The organism is Thermoanaerobacter wiegelii Rt8.B1 (assembly GCF_000147695.2).
Lineage (GTDB): Bacteria > Bacillota > Thermoanaerobacteria > Thermoanaerobacterales > Thermoanaerobacteraceae > Thermoanaerobacter > Thermoanaerobacter ethanolicus.
Map to the genome: position 1 here is coordinate 772,259 of NC_015958.1, position 19,931 is coordinate 792,189.

Genomic DNA, 19,931 nt, shown 5'->3' on the forward strand with positions numbered 1-19,931 from the left:
GAATTATGGCTAAATACGATAATCAAAAGCAATTAAAGTGTTCCTTTTGCGGAAAGACACAGGACCAGGTAAAGAGGCTAGTTGCAGGGCCTGGTGTGTATATTTGTGATGAATGCATTGAACTTTGCCAAGAAATCATAAATGAAGAATTTGAAGAAGATATGGATATGGGAATTGGAGAACTTCCTAAGCCAAAGGAAATAAAAGAATTTCTTGACCAATATGTAATTGGGCAGGAAAAAGCTAAAAAAGCTTTAGCTGTTGCTGTTTACAATCACTACAAGAGAATTAACAGCAGGATAAAGCCAGACGATGTAGAACTTCAAAAGAGCAATATTTTACTTTTAGGTCCCACAGGTTCTGGTAAAACCTTATTGGCTCAGACACTGGCAAAACTTCTAAATGTTCCTTTTGCAATAGCAGATGCAACTTCTCTAACTGAGGCTGGATATGTCGGTGAAGACGTAGAGAATATACTTTTAAAACTCATACAAGCAGCAGATTATGACATAGAAAAAGCTGAAAAAGGTATAATTTACATTGACGAAATAGATAAAATAGCGAGAAAGTCAGAAAATCCTTCTATTACTCGTGACGTCTCAGGAGAAGGCGTACAACAGGCTTTGTTAAAAATTTTAGAAGGGACCATTGCAAATGTGCCCCCACAAGGTGGAAGAAAACATCCTCATCAAGAGTTTATACAAATTGACACAACTAATATATTGTTTATATGTGGTGGCGCTTTTGAAGGCATAGAAAAAATAATAGAATCCCGAATAGGGAAAAAGAGCTTAGGATTTGGCGCAGAAGTACAGAGCAGAAAAGAAAAAGACTTAAGCGAAATTTTAAGTCATATAATGCCACAGGACCTTCTTAAATTCGGTATGATACCCGAGTTTATAGGAAGGGTGCCAATAGTAGTTACATTAGACCCATTGAGTAAGGATGACTTAGTAAGGATTTTGACAGAGCCCAAAAATGCGCTGACAAAACAATACGAAAAATTGTTTGAATTAGATGGTGTAAAGCTTGAATTTGATAAGAAAGCTTTAGGGCTCATTGCAGATATGGCTTTGGAGAGAAAGACCGGCGCAAGAGGACTGAGGGCAATCTTAGAGGAAATTATGTTGGATGTGATGTACGAAATACCATCCAGTGACAACATAGAAAAGTGTATAATTACAGAGGACACGGTACTAAAGAAGGCTCCGCCAACATTGGTTTACTCAGATGCTCAAAAAGCCAAAAAGAAAATAAAAAAGACGGAGTCTGTTTCGTAAAAAAATAAAATTTTTACATCAATCCCCCTTCTCCTTCACATACTAAAATAGTGAATGGGAAGGGGGCTTGGATTATATTGCATAAAAGAGGGTGAAGATATGACAGAAAAAAAGTATATATTGCCAATGATTCCTTTAAGAGGATTAACTATTTTTCCATACATGGTGCTTCATTTTGATATAGGAAGAGAAAAGTCAATTAAGGCTTTGGAAGAAGCTTTTATGAAAAATCAGTTGATATTTGTTACAACGCAAAAAGAAGCTGAGATAGAAGACCCTTCTATTGACGACGTCTACAAAGTTGGCACTATTACAAAAGTCAAACAAATGTTAAAACTGCCAGGAGAACTTATAAGAGTTTTGGTAGAAGGGATAAGTCGTGCTGAAATTCAGCAAGTGACAAGAGATGATGAATTTTTTGAGGTAGAAGTTATAGAAAAAGAAGAGCAAAAAGAAATTGAAAAGACACCAGAGCTTGAAGCTTTAATGAGAAGTGTTATTTCTGCTTTTGAAGAATATGTAAATATGACTTCGAGACTGCCTATAGATAGTTTATACAGTGTTATAAGCATAGAAGAGCCTGGAAGACTTGCAGATATGATTGCGGCTCACATATCTTTAAATACAAATCAAAGTCAGCAGCTTTTGGAGTGTTTTGATGTAAATAAAAGGTTAGAAACTCTTTTAGGGTTTTTAATGAAGGAATTAGAAATACTAAACATTGAAAGAGAGATAAATGCCAAAGTTAGAAGTCAAATTGACAAATTACAGAAGGAATATTATTTAAGAGAACAGTTAAAAGCTATAAAAGCTGAATTAGGAGAGACAGATGAGATTGACCAAGAGATTGAGGAGTATGAAAAGAAAATAAATGAAAAAGATTTACCCGAAGAGGTTAGAAAAAAGGCGAAAGAAGAATTAAAACGCCTTTCTAAAATGGCGCCTGGTTCTGCAGAAGCTTCTGTAGTGCGAACTTATTTGGATTGGATTTTGGATTTGCCATGGAATTACGAAACAGAAGATATTTTAGATTTAAAAAGAGCACAAAAAATATTGGATGAGGACCATTACGGCTTAAAGAAAGTAAAAGAGAGGATAATAGAGTTTTTAGCAGTTAGAAGTTTTTACAACAAAATTAAAAGTCCTATTTTATGCCTTGTAGGTCCTCCAGGTGTTGGTAAGACTTCATTAGGCAGGTCTATAGCGCGGGCTATGAACAGAAAATTTGTCAGATTATCTCTTGGTGGAGTGAGAGATGAAGCAGAAATAAGGGGACATAGGCGTACCTACGTTGGAGCCATACCAGGAGGTATTATAAATTCCATAAAAATAGCCGGTTCAAAAAATCCTGTGTTTTTACTGGATGAAATAGACAAAATGAGCTCAGACTTTAGAGGAGACCCTGCTTCTGCAATGCTTGAAGTTCTTGATCCAGAACAAAACTCCACTTTTAGAGACCATTATCTTGATTTACCTTTTGACCTTTCAAAGGTATTGTTTATAACAACGGCTAATACGGTAGATACCATACCGGCACCTCTTTTAGATAGAATGGAAGTTATATATGTTTCTGGATATACTGAAGAAGAAAAACTTCACATTGCAAAAGATTATTTAATACCTAAGATTTTAAAAGAACATGGGGTGCCAGATAACAAAATAATAATCCAAGAATCTGCTATTTACGGAATAATTTCAGAATATACTCGCGAAGCAGGAGTAAGAGGCTTAGAAAAGAATTTATCTCAAATTGTGAGGAAAGCTATAAAGAAGATAGTGGAAGAAAACGCACAAGTAATAAAAGTTGGAAAAAGAAATTTACAGTCTTACTTAGGCAAACCTATTTACCGCTCTGACAAAGCAAATCAAAAAGACGAAATAGGGATAGTTTTTGGACTTGCATGGACAAGGGTAGGAGGAGAAATTTTAACTGTAGAAGCTTCTATAATGCCAGGAAGTGGCAAGCTCAATCTTACAGGGCAATTAGGGGATGTGATGAAAGAATCTGCACAAGCTGGTTTTAGCTATATAAGGGCGAATGCCGAGAAACTGAATATAGATAAAGATTTTTACAAAAATGCCGATATACATATACATGTGCCTGAAGGTGCAATTCCAAAAGATGGTCCTTCAGCGGGAATAACTATGGTTACTGCTATGGTGTCTGCACTTAAAAAAGTTCCTGTAAAAAAAGATGTAGCTATGACAGGAGAAATAACTTTAACCGGCAAAGTTTTACCTATAGGAGGAGTAAAGGAAAAAGTTTTAGCAGCTCACAGAGCAGGGATACGCAAGGTTATACTTCCTTTGGAAAATAAAAGAGATTTGGATGAAATTCCTCAAAGCGTAAAGAAAAAATTAGAATTTAAATTTGTTGAAAAAATTGATGAAGTTCTTGACTATGCCTTGTCTAAGGAGGGCATTTATGAAAATTAAAACTGTAGAGCTGGTTCGTACTGCCTTTAATGAAGAGCAGTATCCTAAAGATAATTTTCCTCAGATAGTAATCGTAGGAAGGTCAAACGTGGGCAAATCCACTTTGATAAATACTGTATTAAACAGAAAAAATCTCGCAAAGACAAGTTCTAAACCTGGAAAAACTAGGGGCATAAATTTTTATTTGATAAATAATGGCTTTTATTTAGTAGATTTGCCGGGATATGGATATGCAAAAGTTTCAAAAGAAATGAAGAAACAGTGGGCACATAACATAGAGACTTTTCTAAATACTTCTAAGTATCTGCGGCATGCTTTGCTTTTAATAGATATACGTCGAACTCCTACAGAAGACGATTTTTTAATGGTAAATTGGTTTAGACATAAAGAGTTACCTTTTACAGTGGTATTAACAAAAGCTGATAAGGTCAATAAATCAGAGATAGTAAATGCGGTAGAAGGCATTTGTAAAACTTTTAACATTGATAGCGAAAGAATTATAGTTTTTTCTTCTTTAAAGAAAATGGGAGTATCCCAAGTATTATCAATTTTTGATGAGTGGACAAAAAAATAAATTTTTAATTTTGTAAAAAAACACGAGAAAATCGTTAAATTTTTGATTATTTTTGATGAAATAAAAAATTTAGCAGCATTAAAATTGTTGTGTTAGAACATTGTAAGAGGTATAATTTTTATTAACTATTGATAAAAATTTTTGTTTTTATTTGTGCGGAGGGAGAAAATAATGAAAGGGGTATTAGAAAGTAAAATAAACGAAGAAATGATAAAACTCACAAAAGAAGCAATTGGAAGAGGTGCAGAGGCAGCAAAAACCCGAATTTGCGAGGATATGATTATTGTAAGGCTTATTAAATCTTTGAGCCATGAGGAGATGCAAATTATATCTACTGAAGAGGGTAAAAAGTTGGTAAAACAATTAAGGGAATTATTGGATGAAATATTAAAACCCAAGTTTAAGGAGATGATAATGCGCCTTACAGGTTGTAATGTTATAGGTATCTATAAGGATATGAATCCTCAAAAAGGAGAATACGTCTATCTATTTGTGTTAGACAAAAATCTAGAAGAAGAGTTGCGAAGCAGGTAAAAATCAAATGAATTGTTAGCTTTTAGCAACACAGTAAATATACTAAATTGAAAATCTTTTGTAATAAGTATATAATTATACATGTTGGGGGTATAGAAGAGGAGGTGAGGTTATTGGAGATAGGATCTTCAGTGGTATTTACCATACCGCTATTTGGAGGTATTCCTATTACAGAAACAATAGTAGTAGAATGGATTATAATGGCTGTACTAATTTTGGGTGCTGCTGTTGTTACTAAGGGATGGAAATTAGTTCCTGAGGGTGCACAAAATGTTGTAGAGCTTATGGTGGAGGGATTTAATAAATTTGTGGAAGGTGCTTTAGGGGAGCATTGGAGAGATTATGCTCCTTATTTAGGAACTGTAGCAGCTTTTTTGATTTTAGCCAACACTATAAGCATTTTTGGCTTAACACCTCCTACTAAAGATATTAGTACAACTTCAGCCCTTGCCATTATGTCGATTACTACTGTTATTATAGCTTCCATAAGAGCAAGAGGGCTTAAAGGGTACGTAAAGCACTTTTTTAAGTCTCCTATAAACCTTTTTATCAATGTTTTGGATTTATTCACAAGACCTTTGTCGCTGGCAGCCCGACTTTTTGGCAACATATTTGCAGCAGTTACGATAATGGAACTTATTGAAAGGGCTGTGCCAATAGTAGTTCCTGCAGTATTTAGTTTATATTTTGACCTTTTTGATGGGTTATTACAGATGTTGGTATTTGTGTTTTTGACCATGTTATATATTGAAGAAGGTATAGAATAATGTATAATAAAATAATGAAATGATTAAAAAATTTTAATAAAAATAAAAAAGAAAAGGAGAGGATTTAAATGGATTTATTAGCTATAGGAGCAGCTATTGCTGCATTAACAGGGATAGGTGCAGGTATTGGTATAGGTCTTGCGACAGGAAAGGCAGTTGAAGCTGTATCAAGACAGCCAGAAGCAGGTGGAAGGATTATGCAGCTTCTTTTATTGGGAGGCGCGCTTGCAGAGGCAACAGCTATTTACGGTTTGTTGGTGGCATTCCTGATAATAATATTAAAGCCATAAGTTTGAGACAAATTTCCTGATGAAAGAAGGGAAAAAATTGGGCATTTTTAATATATCGACTTTCATCTTTACAATAATTAATTTACTAGTTCTTTATTTTATTTTGAAATGGCTTCTATTCAAACCTGTTACACAATTTCTTGAAAATAGAGAAAACAAAATTAAATCCTCCTTAGAAGAAGCAAATAGAGAAAGGCAAGAAGCTCATAATTTAAAAGCTAAGTACGAAGAAATACTAAAAAATGCTGATAATGAAGGAAAAGCTATTATTGAGAAGGCACAAAAGGCAGCAGAAGACAAAGCAAACAAAATTATAGAAAATGCCAATAAAGAGGCAGAAAATATAATAGAAAAGGCAAAAGAAGAGGCAATGTTAGAGAAAATCAAAGCTATGCATGATTTAAGGACAGAGATATCGCAATTAGTCATAGATGCCGCTTCCCGTGTGCTGGAGAAAAAGCTACCTGTTGCTGACGAAGACCTCATCAATGAGGTTATCGAGGAGGCGAGGGCATCATGGCACAAATAATTGCGAAGAGATACGCTTATGCCTTTTTTGATGTTGCGAAGCAGCAAAATAAAGTGAAAGAGTATTATGAGGAGTTAAATAAAGCAATTGAAATTCTTCAAGTGGATAAAGTAAAGCGGATTTTTAAGAATAAAAGTATTGATAAAACAAAGAAAATAGAATTTGTGGAGCAGATTTTAAAGGATACCGATAAAGAAGTTATCAATTTTATCAAAATAATAATATCAAAACATAGAGAAGATCTAATTGAAGACATTGGAAAGGAGTTTAAAAAGCTATACAAAGAGTATTTTAATATTACAGATGTAAAAGTCGTTTCTGCATATCCACTAAAAGAAGAAGTATTGCAAAAGCTTCAAGAAAAATTAGAGAAAAAGTTAGAAAAACACATCAATATCGAACCAATAGTAGATAAAAGTATATTAGGCGGTTTAAAACTTATTATTGGGAATACAATAATCGATGGTTCAGTCAAAGCAAGACTTACTGCACTTCTAAAAAATATGCAACAAGCTGTGTAAAATGAATTTAAGAAGGTGAAAGAGTATGAGCATAAGACCTGAAGAAATAAGCTCAGTTATAGAAGAAAAAATAAAAAATTTCGATTTTAACCTTGAAACTCAGGAAATTGGACACGTCATCCAATCAGGTGATGGAATAGCGAGGATTTATGGCCTTGACAATGCTATTTACGGAGAAATGGTGGAGTTTGAAAGTGGAGTCGTTGGAATGGTCTTAAATCTTGAAGAAGATACCGTAGGTGTTGTTGTCCTTGGAGACCCCGAAAAAGTTAAAGAAGGGGATATAGTAAAAAGAACAGGCAGAATCATGGAAGTGCCTGCTGGAAAAGAAATGTTAGGAAGAGTTGTAAATCCTTTAGGGGAGCCCATTGATGGTAAAGGACCAATAAACTATGAAGCAAAACGCCCCATTGAATATCCCGCTCCACCAATAGTAAGAAGGAAATCTGTGGATACACCTTTACAGACAGGTATTTTAGCTATAGATTCTATGATCCCTATAGGAAGAGGGCAGAGAGAATTAATAATTGGAGATAGGCAAACAGGTAAAACTGCTATTGCTATAGATACTATAATAAATCAAAAAGACAAAGGAGTATATTGTATATATGTAGCTATAGGACAAAAGGCTTCAACTGTTGCAGGAATTGTAAACATGTTAGAAAAGTATGGGGCTATGGAATATACAACAGTTGTCGCATCAACTGCCAGTGATTCAGCTGCACTTCAGTATATTGCTCCGTATGCAGGTTGCGCTATGGGAGAACATTTTATGTATCAAGGCAAAGATGTACTTGTAGTTTATGATGATCTTTCAAAGCATGCTATTGCTTATAGAACTATATCTTTGCTTTTGAGAAGACCACCTGGAAGAGAAGCATACCCTGGTGATGTATTTTACCTTCATTCAAGACTTCTTGAACGTTCTGCAAGGCTTGCAGATGAATACGGGGGAGGTTCGTTGACGGCACTCCCAATTGTTGAGACATTGGCGGGAGATATATCTGCATACATTCCTACAAATGTAATTTCAATCACAGATGGACAAATATACCTTGAGTCAGAGCTTTTCTATTCAGGAATAAGACCAGCTATAAATGTGGGTCTATCTGTATCCCGTGTTGGCGGTGCCGCACAAATAAAGGCCATGAAAAAAGTAGCTGGCCGATTAAGATTGGAACTTTCCCAGTATAGAGAGCTACAAGTTTTTGCTAGATTTGGTTCGAATTTGGATAAAGCAACACTTGAAGTTTTAAGACAAGGAGAAAGGATTGTTGAAATTACCAAACAGCCTCAATATCAACCTATGCCTGTTGAAGACCAAGTAATAGCTATATACACAGTAATGAACAGATATGTTGCTGATATTGAAGTAGAGCAGGTGAGACCTTTTGTAAAAGGGCTCTTAGAATTTTTGGATTCAAATTATCCGGAAATAAAACAATCTATAAGAGAGACAAAAGATTTAACTTCCGAGGTAGAAGAAAAATTAAAAGCTGCAATTGTAGAGTATAAGGAAAAGTACGCCGCAAAGGGTGATAATTAATGGGAAAGCGAGATATAGCGTTGCGGATTAAAAGTGTAAGAGAAACTCGCAAAATTACAAGAGCGATGTATTTAATATCGGCTTCAAAATTTCAAAAAGCAAAGGTCATGTTAGACAATGTGAGACCTTATTATCATAAAATTCAAGTAGCTATGAAAGATATATTACTTCACACTGGAGAAGTTACTTCACGATATCTTGAGAAAAAAGATGATAAAAGTGAGAAGAAAAAATCTTTAATAGTTGTAACTGGTGACAAAGGCCTTTGCGGCGCTTACAATCACAATGCTATAAAAAAAGCTGAAGAACTTATCGGCAAAGAAAATGTAAATTTAATGGTGATAGGAGAGGTTGGAAGACGTTATTTTATCAAAAAAGGTTATAATGTAGATATTGAATTTTTATATACCGCTCAAAATCCAACTACAGCCATAGCAGGAGAAATTAGCGATGTCATATTAAATGCTTACAATAGAGGGCTGACAGATGAAATATCTATTGTTTATACTGAAATGCAAGGACTTGTACAAAAGGTAAGGGTTTTAAGACTTTTACCTTTAGACATTGACAATTTTATGGCGTTAGCCAATGAAGGAGAAGAAGCTGAAAAGAATGAAGTAGTAATTGACAGTGACATGATATACGAGCCTTCTGCTTCAGAAGTTTTTGATGTGCTTGTTCCTGAGTATCTCAAAGGTCTCATATACAGTATACTTGTTCAAGCTTTTGCTTCAGAGCATTTTGCAAGGATGATTGCAATGGATGGAGCAACGTCAAATGCCGATAAAATGATAAACAGACTTACAATAGAGTATAATAAACTCAGGCAGGCTTCTATTACTCAGGAAATATCAGAAATAGTCGCAGGGGCATCTGTATAAAAGGAGATGATAAATTGAAGAAGGGGTATATTACACAGGTCATTGGTCCTGTTGTTGATATAAGATTTGAAGGGGAACTTCCTCCTATAAACAACGCCATAAAAATACCTATGGAAGACAGAGAACTAGTTGTAGAAGTATCTCAGCATATAGGAGACAATGTAGTAAGATGTGTTGCAATGGCTTCAACAGATGGCTTAAAAAGGGGTATGGAATGTATAGATACAGGCAGCCCTATAATGGTCCCTGTTGGAAAAGGGACTTTAGGCAGAATGTTTAATGTATTGGGGCAGCCTATAGATGAGTTAGGAGAAGTCAAAGATGTGAAGTACATGTCAATTCACAGAAAAGCACCGCCTTTTGAAGAACAAAGCCCTGCTACTGAAATTTTGGAGACGGGTATTAAAGTAATAGACTTACTTACTCCTTATCCAAAGGGTGGTAAAATAGGGCTCTTTGGTGGTGCAGGTGTTGGCAAAACTGTCTTAATAATGGAGCTAATACGCAACGTTGCCATAGAGCATGGTGGTTACTCAATTTTCACCGGTGTTGGTGAAAGGTCTCGTGAAGGAAACGAATTGTGGCATGAAATGCATGAATCAGGGGTTATAGACAAAACTGCTTTTGTATTTGGACAAATGAATGAGCCGCCGGGAGCCAGAATGAGAGTAGGTCTTGCAGGGCTTACAATGGCAGAATATTTTAGAGATGAAGAGCACCAAGACGTTCTTTTATTCATAGACAATATATTCAGGTTTGTCCAAGCTGGTTCAGAAGTTTCAGCTCTTTTAGGAAGAATGCCCTCTGCAGTTGGATATCAACCTACATTGGCTACAGAGTTAGGCCTTTTACAAGAAAGAATTACTTCTACAAAGAAAGGGTCTATTACCTCAGTTCAGGCTGTTTATGTACCTGCTGATGACTTAACTGACCCAGCACCAGCTACAACTTTTACCCACTTAGATGCTACAACAGTTTTGTCAAGAAGTATTGCAGAAATGGGAATTTATCCTGCAGTAGATCCTTTAGATTCTACTTCACGTATATTGGAACCTCATATAGTAGGAGAAGAACACTATTATGTTGCGAGAAAAGTGCAAGAGATTTTGCAGAGGTATAAAGAACTGCAGGATATAATTGCTATATTGGGTATGGAAGAACTTACAGAAGAAGACAAACTTATAGTTTACAGAGCAAGGAAGATACAGAGGTTCTTATCACAGCCTTTCTTTGTAGCAGAAACTTTTACTGGAACACCTGGCAAATATGTGCCGCTGAAAGAGACGATAAGAGGATTTAAGAAAATTGTAGAGGGAGAAATGGACGATATCCCAGAGGCTGCTTTCTACATGGTAGGAAACATAGACGAAGTCTACGAGAAAGCTGAAAAAATGAAATGAGGTGAAAAGAATGGATAAAAATTTTCACCTCGAGGTTTTAACTCCTCATAGAAAATTTTACGAAGGAGATGTGGAAGAAATAATAGTGACCATAACCACAGGTCAAATAGGTATTTTAAAAGGCCACATCCCCATGACAGCAGCCGTAGGTACAGGTACTTTACAGATAAAAAAAGACGGACAGTGGAGAGAGGCATTTATTTCCGGCGGCTTTATGGAAGTCAAAAGAGACAGTGTGACAATCTTGTCTAGTGCAGTAGAATGGCCCGAAGAAATTGATATAGCTCGTGCTCAAGCAGCCAAAGAAAGAGCAGAAGAAAAACTTAGGCAAAAAAGAAGCAAACAGGAACATCTTTTGGCAGAAGCAGCCTTAAAGAGGGCTTTGATGAGATTGCAAATTGCTAGCAAATATCAAAAAATGTAAAAATAAAACTTCCTACTGATGATTTTTAAAAGCAGTAGGAAGTTTTTTATTATTTACTCACTTCCTTTTCAGGCAGTTCGGAAAGCACTATACCTGCAAACATAAAAATTCCGCCTATTATTGCTCTAAAAGACATCACTTCTCCGGCAATTAAAAAAGCAGCTATTGCAGCGAAAACTGGCTCCAGTGCGAATATCAAAGCTGTATGAGTGGCAGTAGTGTAGGCTTGCATCGTGTTTTGGGCAACATATGCAAAAGCAGTTGCGAATACCCCTGTTATTATTATAGCTGACCATACATCAAGAGAAGTGGGTATAAAAGGCTTTTCAAATATTAAACTCACAATTCCGCTTAAAACAGCAACTACTCCGATTTGAATAGTAGCAAGTAAATAAGTATCTAAAGTAGAAGCGTATTTTGCTATCAAAACAATCTGCATTCCAAAAGCAAAGGCACACAAAAGTGTCAAAAAGTCACCTATGTTAATAGATAAATCAATATTTGTAGTGAGCAGTATAAGTCCTATAAAAGCGAGGACAATTCCTAAAATTGCAGGCTTTGAAGGCTTTCTTTTAAGAAGCACTGCTTCTAAAATTGGCACTAACACTACGCTAAACCCTGTTATAAATCCTGATTTAGATGCTGTAGTGTATTTAAGTCCCATTGTCTGAAAGGCATAACCTAAAAAAAGCATTGTCCCAATTACTGAAGCAACAGCCAATGTTTTTTTGTCAATGGTTTTTAACTTTTTATAGAAGATTATTGCGAGAAGCGAAAAAGCCAATAAAAAGCGTATAAAAAGAAAATTGTATACAGGAAGTGTCTGTATAGCGTTTTTGACTATTATAAATGTAGCCCCCCACACCATAGTTACTCCGGTGAGCACAATGTCGCTTTTTAATTGTTTGGACAACTTAAATTCCTCCTCAGAAGTTACTTAAAAATCATAGTTTAAAGTTGTGAACGATTGGCATACGTCTTCCTGTTCCAAAGGCTTTGGTGGTGACTTTGAGTCCAGGTGCTGCTTGTTTTCTTTTGTACTCTACTTTGTTAACATTATTTATAACATCTTTTACCAATCTTTCATCATATCCTTTTTCTATTATTTCTTTTGCTGACCTGTTTTCCTCTATATACATTTTTAATATTTCATCCAAAATCTTGTAAGGAGGCAATGAGTCTTCATCTTTTTGATTAGGTCTTAATTCTGCAGAAGGAACTTTTTCAATTATAGAAATTGGAATTATTTCTCTTTCTCTGTTTATATACCTCGCAAGCTCGTATACCATTGTCTTAGGTACATCTGCAATTGGTGCAAGGCTTCCGCTCATATCTCCGTAAAGAGTGCAATATCCCATTGCCAATTCTGATTTATTTCCGGTAGTTAAAACAATGTGCCCTTCCCTATTTGATATAAACATTAAATAATTACCTCTTATTCTTGCCTGTATGTTTTCTTCTGCCAGGTCACCTATAACGCTGTTATCCCCATTGAAAACGGATAAATAACTTTTGAATACAGGCTCTATTGGGATTACTCTAAATTCAACTCCCAAATTTTCAGCCAGTATTCTTGCATCAGTTTTACTTCCTTCAGAGGAATATCTTGAAGGCATTGAAACTGCAAGAACATTTTCTTTTCCTAAAGCTTCTACTGCAATGGCACAAACTACTGCAGAATCTATTCCTCCGCTTAAGCCTACTACTGCCTTTTTAAAACCTGATTTTTTACAATAATCTCTTACACCAACTACGAGAGCATTGTATACCCATGATATATCCTCTTTTATCTCAGGTAACTCTTTAAAATTTTTAAGCTCTTCCATATCGAAAATTTTAATGTCTTCCTCAAAAGCTTTAAGTTGCACAACTCTTTTGCCTTCTTCATTTACTACAAAGCTAGAACCGTCAAATATCAATTCATCATTTGCACCAACTTGATTCACGTAAACAAAAGGAATTGCGTACTTTTTTATTTTTTTCTCTATCATTTCTACTCTCATATTTTGCTTACCCAAGTAGTAAGGAGATGCTGAAATATTTATAAAAATATCAGGTTTTAGCTTAAATTGTTCTTCTAAAACATCAACAGAATAATCTACATTTGGCTCAAAAACATAATCTTTCCATATGTCTTCACATATATTAACTCCTAATTTTATCCCTTTAAAAGAAGCTACCTTTCTTATTTGTGCTGGTTTGAAATACCTTTTTTCATCAAATACGTCATAGTTGGGAAGTAAAGTCTTATCAAAAACCTCGACTATTTTACCGTCATAAATAAAAAAAGCAGAATTATAAAGATTGCCTTCTGCGTCTTGCCTTACAGTACCAAGTATTACTCCGATTTGATAAGTAGCGGGCAAGACTATTTCATTTATATATTTTTCATTGGCCTCTAAAAAATCTTGCATAAACAAAAAGTCTTTAGGAGGATAACCCACGGTAACTAATTCAGAGAATACTACAAGGTCAGCCTTTTGATATTTTGCTCTATTTATAAACTCTACTATCTTTTCAAAGTTTCCTTTTATATCTCCTACAACTGGATTTATTTGTGCTAATGCAATTTTCATTAGTTTTCACCACCTTACTGGCACATTTCCTATCTAACCTCTACAGGTTGGAGAGGAAATGCGCCGTTAATTTTTGTTTGTTCTAGTTCATAGCAATATCCATCAAACCGCTGAATTATTCTACAGTTTTTATGAGATATACCTTGAGCAGTTCTTCTTCCAGTCCTGCTCTTTATATCGAAATATCCGCTTTTTCTGCATGCTGCTGTTCCTATCCATGTTCCTTTATACTTACCTTTCGGGACAACTGCTTTTATCATGTCACCTGTTTGAAAACCATAGAAAAATTTTTGTCTTGTTCTGTGTCCTATGGGGAAACCGTACTTATCGACATTTGCCATTTGTCTTGAACCTCTGCCTTTTGCTTTGATGTACAGTATATTTTGTGTTTTAAAAATAACCCTGTCAGGTGTTGAGTGACCTATACATACAGCATCAAAATAGTGTGTTTTGGGCAGTCCCAATCTTGTTCTGTTCAGTTTTGTGAGTGCATGACTATACCTGCATCTCCCATCGCCAATGTTATTCCTGCTTGTTGTGTTCAGACCACTGCCCCTACCACCCAGGACTGTTTAAATCTGCACGACAGAGCATGGAACTTGGGACGCATTCCATGGTGTCATGACAGGGATAACGTAGGGTTATCATTTCCTTGTCCTTTGGGTCAAACCCTTAGGCTGGTCAACCGGGGCTTCTACAAGCCCCGCCTCTATAGGCGGGTGGTGGTTGACCCCGCATTTATAGTACTACAATACATATTTTAGCACATAAAAAGACAAAAAACACTGTTTTCTATTTCCACCTTATCAGCTTTTTTTCAAGATACACTATAAAAATGTACATCAAGGCAGAAAGTATTGAGAGTATCAGGACACTTGTCATTACCAAATCCAACTTAAAAATTTGACCGCCGTAGACAATCAAATATCCCAAACCTGCTTTAGAAACTAAGAATTCTCCCGTAATTACTCCTACCCAGGAAAGGCCGATGTTTATTTTTATTGCGGAAATAATCGTTGGGACACTGGCGGGAAGAATACATTTTGTAAGTATTTGCATTTTTGTGGCACCAAAGGTCTTTAAAAGTTTTATTTTTTCTTCGTCTACTTCTTTAAAACCCGTTTGCAAGCTGATTATAGTTACTATCAATGAAATAGCAAGAGCCATTGTAATTATTGGAGCTTCTCCATTTCCCATCCAAACGATAAATATAGGACCCAATGCAATTTTAGGGAGGCTATTAAGTACAACCAAATAAGGTTCTGCTACTTTTGACAAAAAGTCTGACCACCACAGAAGTATAGCGATTATCATGCCAATTATTGTGCCAAGAGTAAAACCTATTATCGTTTCACTCAAAGTAACCCATATGTGCATAAAAAGAGAACCATTCTGGCTTAAAGTCATCATAGTTTTTAACATTCTTGAAGGCTGGCTGACCAAAAAAGGGTCTACAATTTTATGCCTTGCCACAATTTCCCATGTAGCAAAAAAGAGGATTAATAATGCAAATTGAGTGACTCGTATTAATACATTTTTTCTCTTTACTTTTTTTAGAAATTCCCTGTGCTCTTTTGAAATATAAGGGGTTGCTGCTTCATACATGGACATCCAACTCCTTCCAAATAGAATTAAAATATTCTCTAAACTCAGGAGCTTTTCTGCAGCCTATGGGAGATCGATCTTCGCAGGTTAAGACAATGTCATAAATCTTTTTTACATGGGCAGGCCTATTTGATAGCACTACAATTCTGTCACACATAGAAATTGCCTCTGAGATATCGTGAGTTACTATGACCGCAGTTTTTTGCTCATATTTAAGAATTTTATACACTTCATCGGATATAGCAAGTCTTGTTTGGTAGTCTAAAGCAGAAAAGGCCTCATCTAGTAGAAGTATGTCTGGTTTTAAAGCCAATGTCCTTATGAGAGCGGCTCTTTGTCGCATTCCACCTGACAATTGATTAGGATAATGGTTTTTAAACTCGCCGAGGCCGTATTTTACAAGCAAACCTTCTACGTATTTTTTAGACTCTTCTGTTAGACTTTTTTGTATTTCAAGTCCAAGTAGCGCATTTTGCCATATATTTCGCCATTCAAAGAGGTGATCTTTTTGAAGCATATAGCCTATTTTTCCGTTTACTTCTACACTTCCGTAAGAAGGCTTTAAAAGACCAGAAATAATAGAAAGAAGAGTAGATTTGCCACAACCAGAAGGGCCTATAATTCCTATAAATTCTCCTTCATACACATCAAAAGAAATATTTTTTAAAGCTTCTGTTTCACCCTCTAAAGTGTGATAATTAAAGGATACATCTTTGAGACTTACCATTATTTTATTCATAAAAGCACTCCCTTCTATGTGAAAAGTCAGTTAATAAAAGGGGAATTGTGCTCAATATGGGAGGGACATATTGAGCACAATTTAAAACTTTACTTTTTGATCATTTTTCAGCTTTTTCAGCGAAAGTGTTGCTGATTAGATGATGTGAGTCCACCTTTTCTTTTATTACACCTGCATCTAAAAGTATATTTTGTAGAAAATCAAAGTCCTCAACTTTCATTTTTAGAGTAGTGCCCCAGGTGTTTTGATTTTTGTACCTTTCAATTGCTGTCGCCATAAGGTCTACATCAGCATCTGGGAAGAAAGGCTTAATTGCTTCCGCTACTTCTTTAGGAGAATGAGATTCCACCCACAGCAGTCCTTTATACACTGCATTTACAAAACGCTGTATTATATCAGGATGTTTTTCAATATAGCTTTTTCTTGCATTAAAAGTCGTATAAGGAACTTCATGACTGGAAGCGCCAACTGATGCTACAATGTATCCACCTTTTTGTTTTTCAACTAGGGAAGCTGTAGGTTCAAATAACGCCACGTAATCAGCATCGGAAGACATAAAAGCTCCCGCTGCGGCAGTAAATTGAAGATTGGTGATAAGGGTTAAATCTGTTTTTGGATTTATGCCGTGTTCTTTTAAAATGTATTCCAGTGTCATTTGAGGCATCCCGCCAGGCCTTCCACCTATTACCTTTTTACCTCTTAAATTTTCCCATTTAAAGTCCGGTTCAGGCTTTTTCCCCAAAAGGAAAGACCCATCTTTTCTTGTGAGTTGCCCAAAGTTTACAAGATAATCATCTCTACCTTCTTTAAGTACGTATACAGTGGTTTCGGGTCCTTGAAGTCCTATGTCTGCTGTGCCAGATAAAACGGCCGTTGCAGCTTTATCTGACCCTTGAGCAGTTGTAATGACGAGTTCCAGCCCCTGTTCTTTGAAAAAGCCTTGGCTTACAGCTACGTAATAGGGAGCGTAAAAAATAGAATGGACTGTTTCTACAAAATTAATTTTTGTAAGTTTTTTACTGTTATTTGTACACCCTGCAAAAGAAACTGTAAGGGCTAATACTAACAGGAATACAATTAAGTACTTAAGCCTCATACCCATCCTCCTTTTTCTATTTTCACTTTATTATATTCTTGCAATTAAAATGTGTGATTGAGGCAAATTGTGCCTTTTTGCGATTTTAAATTTGTAATTGATAGTTTGATAAAAAGAAGGAAAAGTGAAATTTTTGTCGAATATGTATATACTGTGGTCTTAATGGGTTAAATGCTACAAGAAAAGGGGATTGAAAATGGCGCAAAAAGTAGCTGTAAAAAAGGGCAAGACAATAAAAAAACAAACGAAAAAAGCATACAGAAGTTTTGCAAGCTTAGACACAATATTTTATATATTGCTTTTAGTTCTCGTATTTTATCCACCTTTTTTTAGAGGCATGTACTTTGAAAAAGAAATGTTTCCCACAATTGCATTGACTTCTGCGGTATTTATTATATGGGCTATTTTTAAAATTGTGCAAAAAGAACCCATAATAAGTACTACCTTAGACTATGCTGCTTTATCTCTTGTAGGGGCGTATATAATCTCTAGTTTTTTTGCTGTAAATATAAGGGCGAGTATAGGGGAAGTTTTGAGATATTTTGATTATTTGTTCATGTATTTTATGGTTAGTAGAACCGTAAGAGATAACAAAAAAATTTTTATGCTGTTAAATGTGCTAGTTTTAAGCTCTTTTGTAGTAGCGGTTGTGGGGCTGGGATCTTCAGTTAATCTCATCCATTACAACGGTTCATGGGTAGGAGGCAGGATAAACTCTACTTTTCAGTACCCTAATACAACAGCTTCATTTTTGATGGCTTTTTTCCTTGTCAATTTAGCTTTAATTTCTTACACTGATAATAAATATTTAAAGGCAATATACGGTGTGACTGCTTATACACAGTTTTACGCCTATGTATTTACCTTGTCTCGCGGTGCATGGCTTATGCTTCCTTTCCTTGGCATTATCCTCATGCTTTTGATGCCAAGGGGCAAAAGAATAGAACCTTTTATGTATTTTGTAGGAGTTGTGATTGCTTCGGCATTGCCTATAGCAAAATTTAATTCGGCAGTTGCCAGCGGGGCAGCTTCCACCTTGATAAAATGGTATTTGATTGGCGTTTTTGTTTCACTAATTGTTACATACGGAATAATCTTTATTGTAACTATTGTCAATAAAATAAATGTAAAAGTAGGAATAGCTATTGCTGCTATAATTGGAATTTTTGTGATAGCAGCAGGATACATAGTTTTTACGACACAAGTTCCTTTGACTTTAAAACATGATGTAGAGGAGCCTGACAGCATAAAAAGCGTCACGAGATTTGTGAGTGCAGAACCTGACAGAGTTTATGTGTTAAAATACGATGTTGTAGCCAAAAATCCCTCGAATAAGGATTGGGCTTACGGCATAATAATAAACAGCAGAAATGAAAATGACCAACCGACTAAAATTGCAGAATTCTACGACAAAGACAATTTCATAGGTGAAAAAACGATAGAATTTTCCACTTTGAAAGACACAAAAAGGCTTGCTATAACTTTTGTGAATAACTTCCGAAACACGTCAGTTACTTTTACAAAAGCACAAATATATCCTAAAAATGATCCTTATGAAGTACAAAACATAATGCTAAAATATAAATACTTGCCAGAGGATATTGCATCCCGCGTGCAAGACATAAGTCTCTCAACTCAAAGTAGCTCACAGAGGATGCAGTTTTACAAAGATGGATTAAAGATTTTCAAAGACTATCCTATATTTGGGGCAGGTGGCGGCGCATGGGCATCACTATATTTTAAATACCAATCTTATCTGTATTGGACTACACAAACCCATAACTACTTTATGCAAGTGCTTTTAGATACAGGTATTATTGGAGCTATCGCTATAGTATTTTTATTAGTATCACTGTTTAGGTGCATGTACAGAGTATATAAAGGATATTTAGAGGACAAAGATAGAATTTTAATTGTTGCTGTTATAGTAAGCGTAGTAAGCCTTTATGCTCATGCTGCAATGGATTTTGACCTATCGCTTTCTGCAGTATCTATTGCACTTTGGGCGTTAATTGGTGTAATAAATTCTTTGGACATACTAAAAGTTAAAGTAAAAAACAAAAAGATTTACTTAAACTATTTAGCGATACTTGTGGCCTTCGTTGTAATGTTTATGTCTGGCTCTATGTCCGTAGCGTTAGGTTATGCCGTAAAAGGAGACAACTTTTTGAGGCAGCAAAATCTTGTTTTGGCAGAACAAAATTACGAAAAAGCAGTATCCTGTGACCCGTGGAATGCAAAATACAGAATGACATATGGGCAAATTTTAACTGCCCTTGGTGACCAGTTAAAAGATGCTGTAAAGCTTCAAAAGGCGATGTTTGAGGAAGAAAAAGCTGTACAATTAGAGCCTTTTAATTCTCAACTTAATGCACAATTAGGTGCCTTCTATCTTGCCCATGGGCAGATTGACCTCGGCCTTAAATATGTGTTGAAAGCAGTAGAAGTACAACCCTTGAGGCCGGAAAATTATCAGCAATTAGCTGATGCTTATAACAAGGTTGGTATGTATTATTTAAACAATGGAGATAAAGAAAAGGCGAAAGAATTTTTGCAAAAAGCGGTAGATGTACAAAAAATGTTTGACAAAGCAAATTCTAAATCATTAGAGCCAAAGCCTATGACTGAAATGACCAAACAGATAATAGAAGAATCCCAAAAGACGCTTCAAGAGATACATTAAAAGTGTATCTCTCTTTTTTTATATTGATTACTTGTAATAAGAATGGTATG

General features: G+C 35.5%; 19 protein-coding genes. 13 read left to right on the top strand and 6 right to left on the bottom strand.

The genetic code is table 11. The features are described 5' to 3' along the window. Window positions 1-5 precede the first annotated feature (5 nt). The 12 genes from clpX to THEWI_RS03735 all read left to right on the top strand — a co-directional run bounded on the left by clpX (window position 6) and on the right by THEWI_RS03735 (window position 11,182). Entirely contained in the window at window positions 6-1,280 is a 1,275-nt protein-coding gene (gene clpX / locus THEWI_RS03680; RefSeq protein WP_014062486.1) for an ATP-dependent Clp protease ATP-binding subunit ClpX, read from the top strand. Between the two features lie 99 nt (window positions 1,281-1,379). Beyond that, entirely contained in the window at window positions 1,380-3,716 is a 2,337-nt protein-coding gene (gene lon, locus THEWI_RS03685) for an endopeptidase La (protein ID WP_014062487.1), read from the top strand. Continuing rightward, window positions 3,706-4,290 (top strand): ribosome biogenesis GTP-binding protein YihA/YsxC, encoded by a 585-nt coding sequence (yihA, locus tag THEWI_RS03690; protein ID WP_014062488.1) that lies wholly within the window; start codon window positions 3,706-3,708, stop codon window positions 4,288-4,290. Before lon ends, yihA begins: the two co-directional genes overlap by 11 nt. A 171-nt stretch (window positions 4,291-4,461) precedes the next feature. Continuing rightward, a complete protein-coding gene (locus THEWI_RS03695; RefSeq protein ID WP_004397406.1) occupies window positions 4,462-4,824 on the top strand; it encodes a Na-translocating system protein MpsC family protein in 363 nt (120 codons plus the stop codon). A gap of 113 nt (window positions 4,825-4,937) precedes the next feature. Then, entirely contained in the window at window positions 4,938-5,591 is a 654-nt protein-coding gene (locus THEWI_RS03700) for a F0F1 ATP synthase subunit A (protein ID WP_014062489.1), read from the top strand. Window positions 5,592-5,659: 68 nt separating this feature from the next. Further along, complete coding sequence (gene atpE, locus THEWI_RS03705; protein WP_003870589.1) at window positions 5,660-5,881, top strand: ATP synthase F0 subunit C; 222 nt, start codon at window positions 5,660-5,662, stop codon at window positions 5,879-5,881. Between the two features lie 37 nt (window positions 5,882-5,918). Beyond that, window positions 5,919-6,410 carry a F0F1 ATP synthase subunit B gene (atpF, locus tag THEWI_RS03710; protein WP_041589193.1) on the top strand — a complete coding sequence of 164 codons (492 nt, stop codon included), beginning with the start codon at window positions 5,919-5,921 and terminating at the stop codon, window positions 6,408-6,410. Next, complete coding sequence (gene atpH, locus THEWI_RS03715) at window positions 6,398-6,931, top strand: ATP synthase F1 subunit delta (RefSeq protein WP_003870591.1); 534 nt, start codon at window positions 6,398-6,400, stop codon at window positions 6,929-6,931. Before atpF ends, atpH begins: the two co-directional genes overlap by 13 nt. Before the next feature lie 25 nt (window positions 6,932-6,956). Continuing rightward, window positions 6,957-8,477: a F0F1 ATP synthase subunit alpha gene (gene atpA, locus THEWI_RS03720; RefSeq protein ID WP_014062491.1), complete on the top strand. Its 1,521-nt coding sequence runs from the start codon at window positions 6,957-6,959 to the stop codon at window positions 8,475-8,477. Beyond that, window positions 8,477-9,358: an ATP synthase F1 subunit gamma gene (gene atpG / locus THEWI_RS03725; RefSeq protein WP_014062492.1), complete on the top strand. Its 882-nt coding sequence runs from the start codon at window positions 8,477-8,479 to the stop codon at window positions 9,356-9,358. The genes atpA and atpG overlap by 1 nt, the downstream gene beginning before the upstream one ends. Before the next feature lie 14 nt (window positions 9,359-9,372). After that, window positions 9,373-10,758: a F0F1 ATP synthase subunit beta gene (atpD, locus tag THEWI_RS03730; protein WP_014062493.1), complete on the top strand. Its 1,386-nt coding sequence runs from the start codon at window positions 9,373-9,375 to the stop codon at window positions 10,756-10,758. A 10-nt stretch (window positions 10,759-10,768) separates the two neighbouring features. After that, window positions 10,769-11,182 (top strand): F0F1 ATP synthase subunit epsilon, encoded by a 414-nt coding sequence (locus tag THEWI_RS03735; protein WP_004397392.1) that lies wholly within the window; start codon window positions 10,769-10,771, stop codon window positions 11,180-11,182. A gap of 49 nt (window positions 11,183-11,231) precedes the next feature. Here THEWI_RS03735 and THEWI_RS03740 read toward each other — a convergent pair whose 3' ends face one another. The 6 genes from THEWI_RS03740 to THEWI_RS03765 all read right to left on the bottom strand — a co-directional run bounded on the left by THEWI_RS03740 (window position 11,232) and on the right by THEWI_RS03765 (window position 17,198). Continuing rightward, window positions 11,232-12,095 carry a DMT family transporter gene (locus tag THEWI_RS03740; protein WP_014062494.1) on the bottom strand — a complete coding sequence of 288 codons (864 nt, stop codon included), beginning with the start codon at window positions 12,093-12,095 and terminating at the stop codon, window positions 11,232-11,234. Between the two features lie 31 nt (window positions 12,096-12,126). Next, window positions 12,127-13,758, bottom strand: coding sequence for an NAD+ synthase (locus THEWI_RS03745; RefSeq protein WP_014062495.1), 1,632 nt, complete (start codon window positions 13,756-13,758; stop codon window positions 12,127-12,129). Window positions 13,759-13,787: 29 nt separating this feature from the next. Further along, complete coding sequence (locus THEWI_RS03750) at window positions 13,788-14,099, bottom strand: hypothetical protein (RefSeq protein WP_156786931.1); 312 nt, start codon at window positions 14,097-14,099, stop codon at window positions 13,788-13,790. Between the two features lie 451 nt (window positions 14,100-14,550). After that, on the bottom strand, window positions 14,551-15,363 hold the full coding sequence (locus tag THEWI_RS03755; protein ID WP_014062496.1) for an ABC transporter permease: 813 nt from the start codon (window positions 15,361-15,363) through the stop codon (window positions 14,551-14,553). After that, complete coding sequence (locus tag THEWI_RS03760) at window positions 15,356-16,102, bottom strand: ABC transporter ATP-binding protein (RefSeq protein ID WP_014062497.1); 747 nt, start codon at window positions 16,100-16,102, stop codon at window positions 15,356-15,358. The genes THEWI_RS03755 and THEWI_RS03760 overlap by 8 nt, the downstream gene beginning before the upstream one ends. A 100-nt stretch (window positions 16,103-16,202) precedes the next feature. After that, on the bottom strand, window positions 16,203-17,198 hold the full coding sequence (locus tag THEWI_RS03765) for an ABC transporter substrate-binding protein (protein ID WP_014062498.1): 996 nt from the start codon (window positions 17,196-17,198) through the stop codon (window positions 16,203-16,205). A 196-nt stretch (window positions 17,199-17,394) separates the two neighbouring features. Here THEWI_RS03765 and THEWI_RS03770 point away from each other — a divergent pair, with 196 nt between their 5' ends. Further along, on the top strand, window positions 17,395-19,881 hold the full coding sequence (locus THEWI_RS03770) for an O-antigen ligase family protein (protein WP_014062499.1): 2,487 nt from the start codon (window positions 17,395-17,397) through the stop codon (window positions 19,879-19,881). Window positions 19,882-19,931 lie beyond the last annotated feature (50 nt).

What these genes read in the sequence shown, in the direction of transcription:
- clpX (WP_014062486.1), top strand. Translation starts at nt 6, where the DNA reads ATGGCTAAATACGATAATCAAAAGCAATTAAAGTGTTCCTTTTGCGGA.
- lon (WP_014062487.1), top strand. Translation starts at nt 1,380, where the DNA reads ATGACAGAAAAAAAGTATATATTGCCAATGATTCCTTTAAGAGGATTA.
- yihA (WP_014062488.1), top strand. Translation starts at nt 3,706, where the DNA reads ATGAAAATTAAAACTGTAGAGCTGGTTCGTACTGCCTTTAATGAAGAG.
- THEWI_RS03695 (WP_004397406.1), top strand. Translation starts at nt 4,462, where the DNA reads ATGAAAGGGGTATTAGAAAGTAAAATAAACGAAGAAATGATAAAACTC.
- atpE (WP_003870589.1), top strand. Translation starts at nt 5,660, where the DNA reads ATGGATTTATTAGCTATAGGAGCAGCTATTGCTGCATTAACAGGGATA.
- atpH (WP_003870591.1), top strand. Translation starts at nt 6,398, where the DNA reads ATGGCACAAATAATTGCGAAGAGATACGCTTATGCCTTTTTTGATGTT.
- atpA (WP_014062491.1), top strand. Translation starts at nt 6,957, where the DNA reads ATGAGCATAAGACCTGAAGAAATAAGCTCAGTTATAGAAGAAAAAATA.
- atpG (WP_014062492.1), top strand. Translation starts at nt 8,477, where the DNA reads ATGGGAAAGCGAGATATAGCGTTGCGGATTAAAAGTGTAAGAGAAACT.
- THEWI_RS03735 (WP_004397392.1), top strand. Translation starts at nt 10,769, where the DNA reads ATGGATAAAAATTTTCACCTCGAGGTTTTAACTCCTCATAGAAAATTT.
- THEWI_RS03745 (WP_014062495.1), bottom strand. Translation starts at nt 13,758, where the DNA reads ATGAAAATTGCATTAGCACAAATAAATCCAGTTGTAGGAGATATAAAA.
- THEWI_RS03750 (WP_156786931.1), bottom strand. Translation starts at nt 14,099, where the DNA reads ATGGCAAATGTCGATAAGTACGGTTTCCCCATAGGACACAGAACAAGA.
- THEWI_RS03755 (WP_014062496.1), bottom strand. Translation starts at nt 15,363, where the DNA reads ATGTATGAAGCAGCAACCCCTTATATTTCAAAAGAGCACAGGGAATTT.
- THEWI_RS03760 (WP_014062497.1), bottom strand. Translation starts at nt 16,102, where the DNA reads ATGAATAAAATAATGGTAAGTCTCAAAGATGTATCCTTTAATTATCAC.
- THEWI_RS03765 (WP_014062498.1), bottom strand. Translation starts at nt 17,198, where the DNA reads ATGAGGCTTAAGTACTTAATTGTATTCCTGTTAGTATTAGCCCTTACA.
- THEWI_RS03770 (WP_014062499.1), top strand. Translation starts at nt 17,395, where the DNA reads ATGGCGCAAAAAGTAGCTGTAAAAAAGGGCAAGACAATAAAAAAACAA.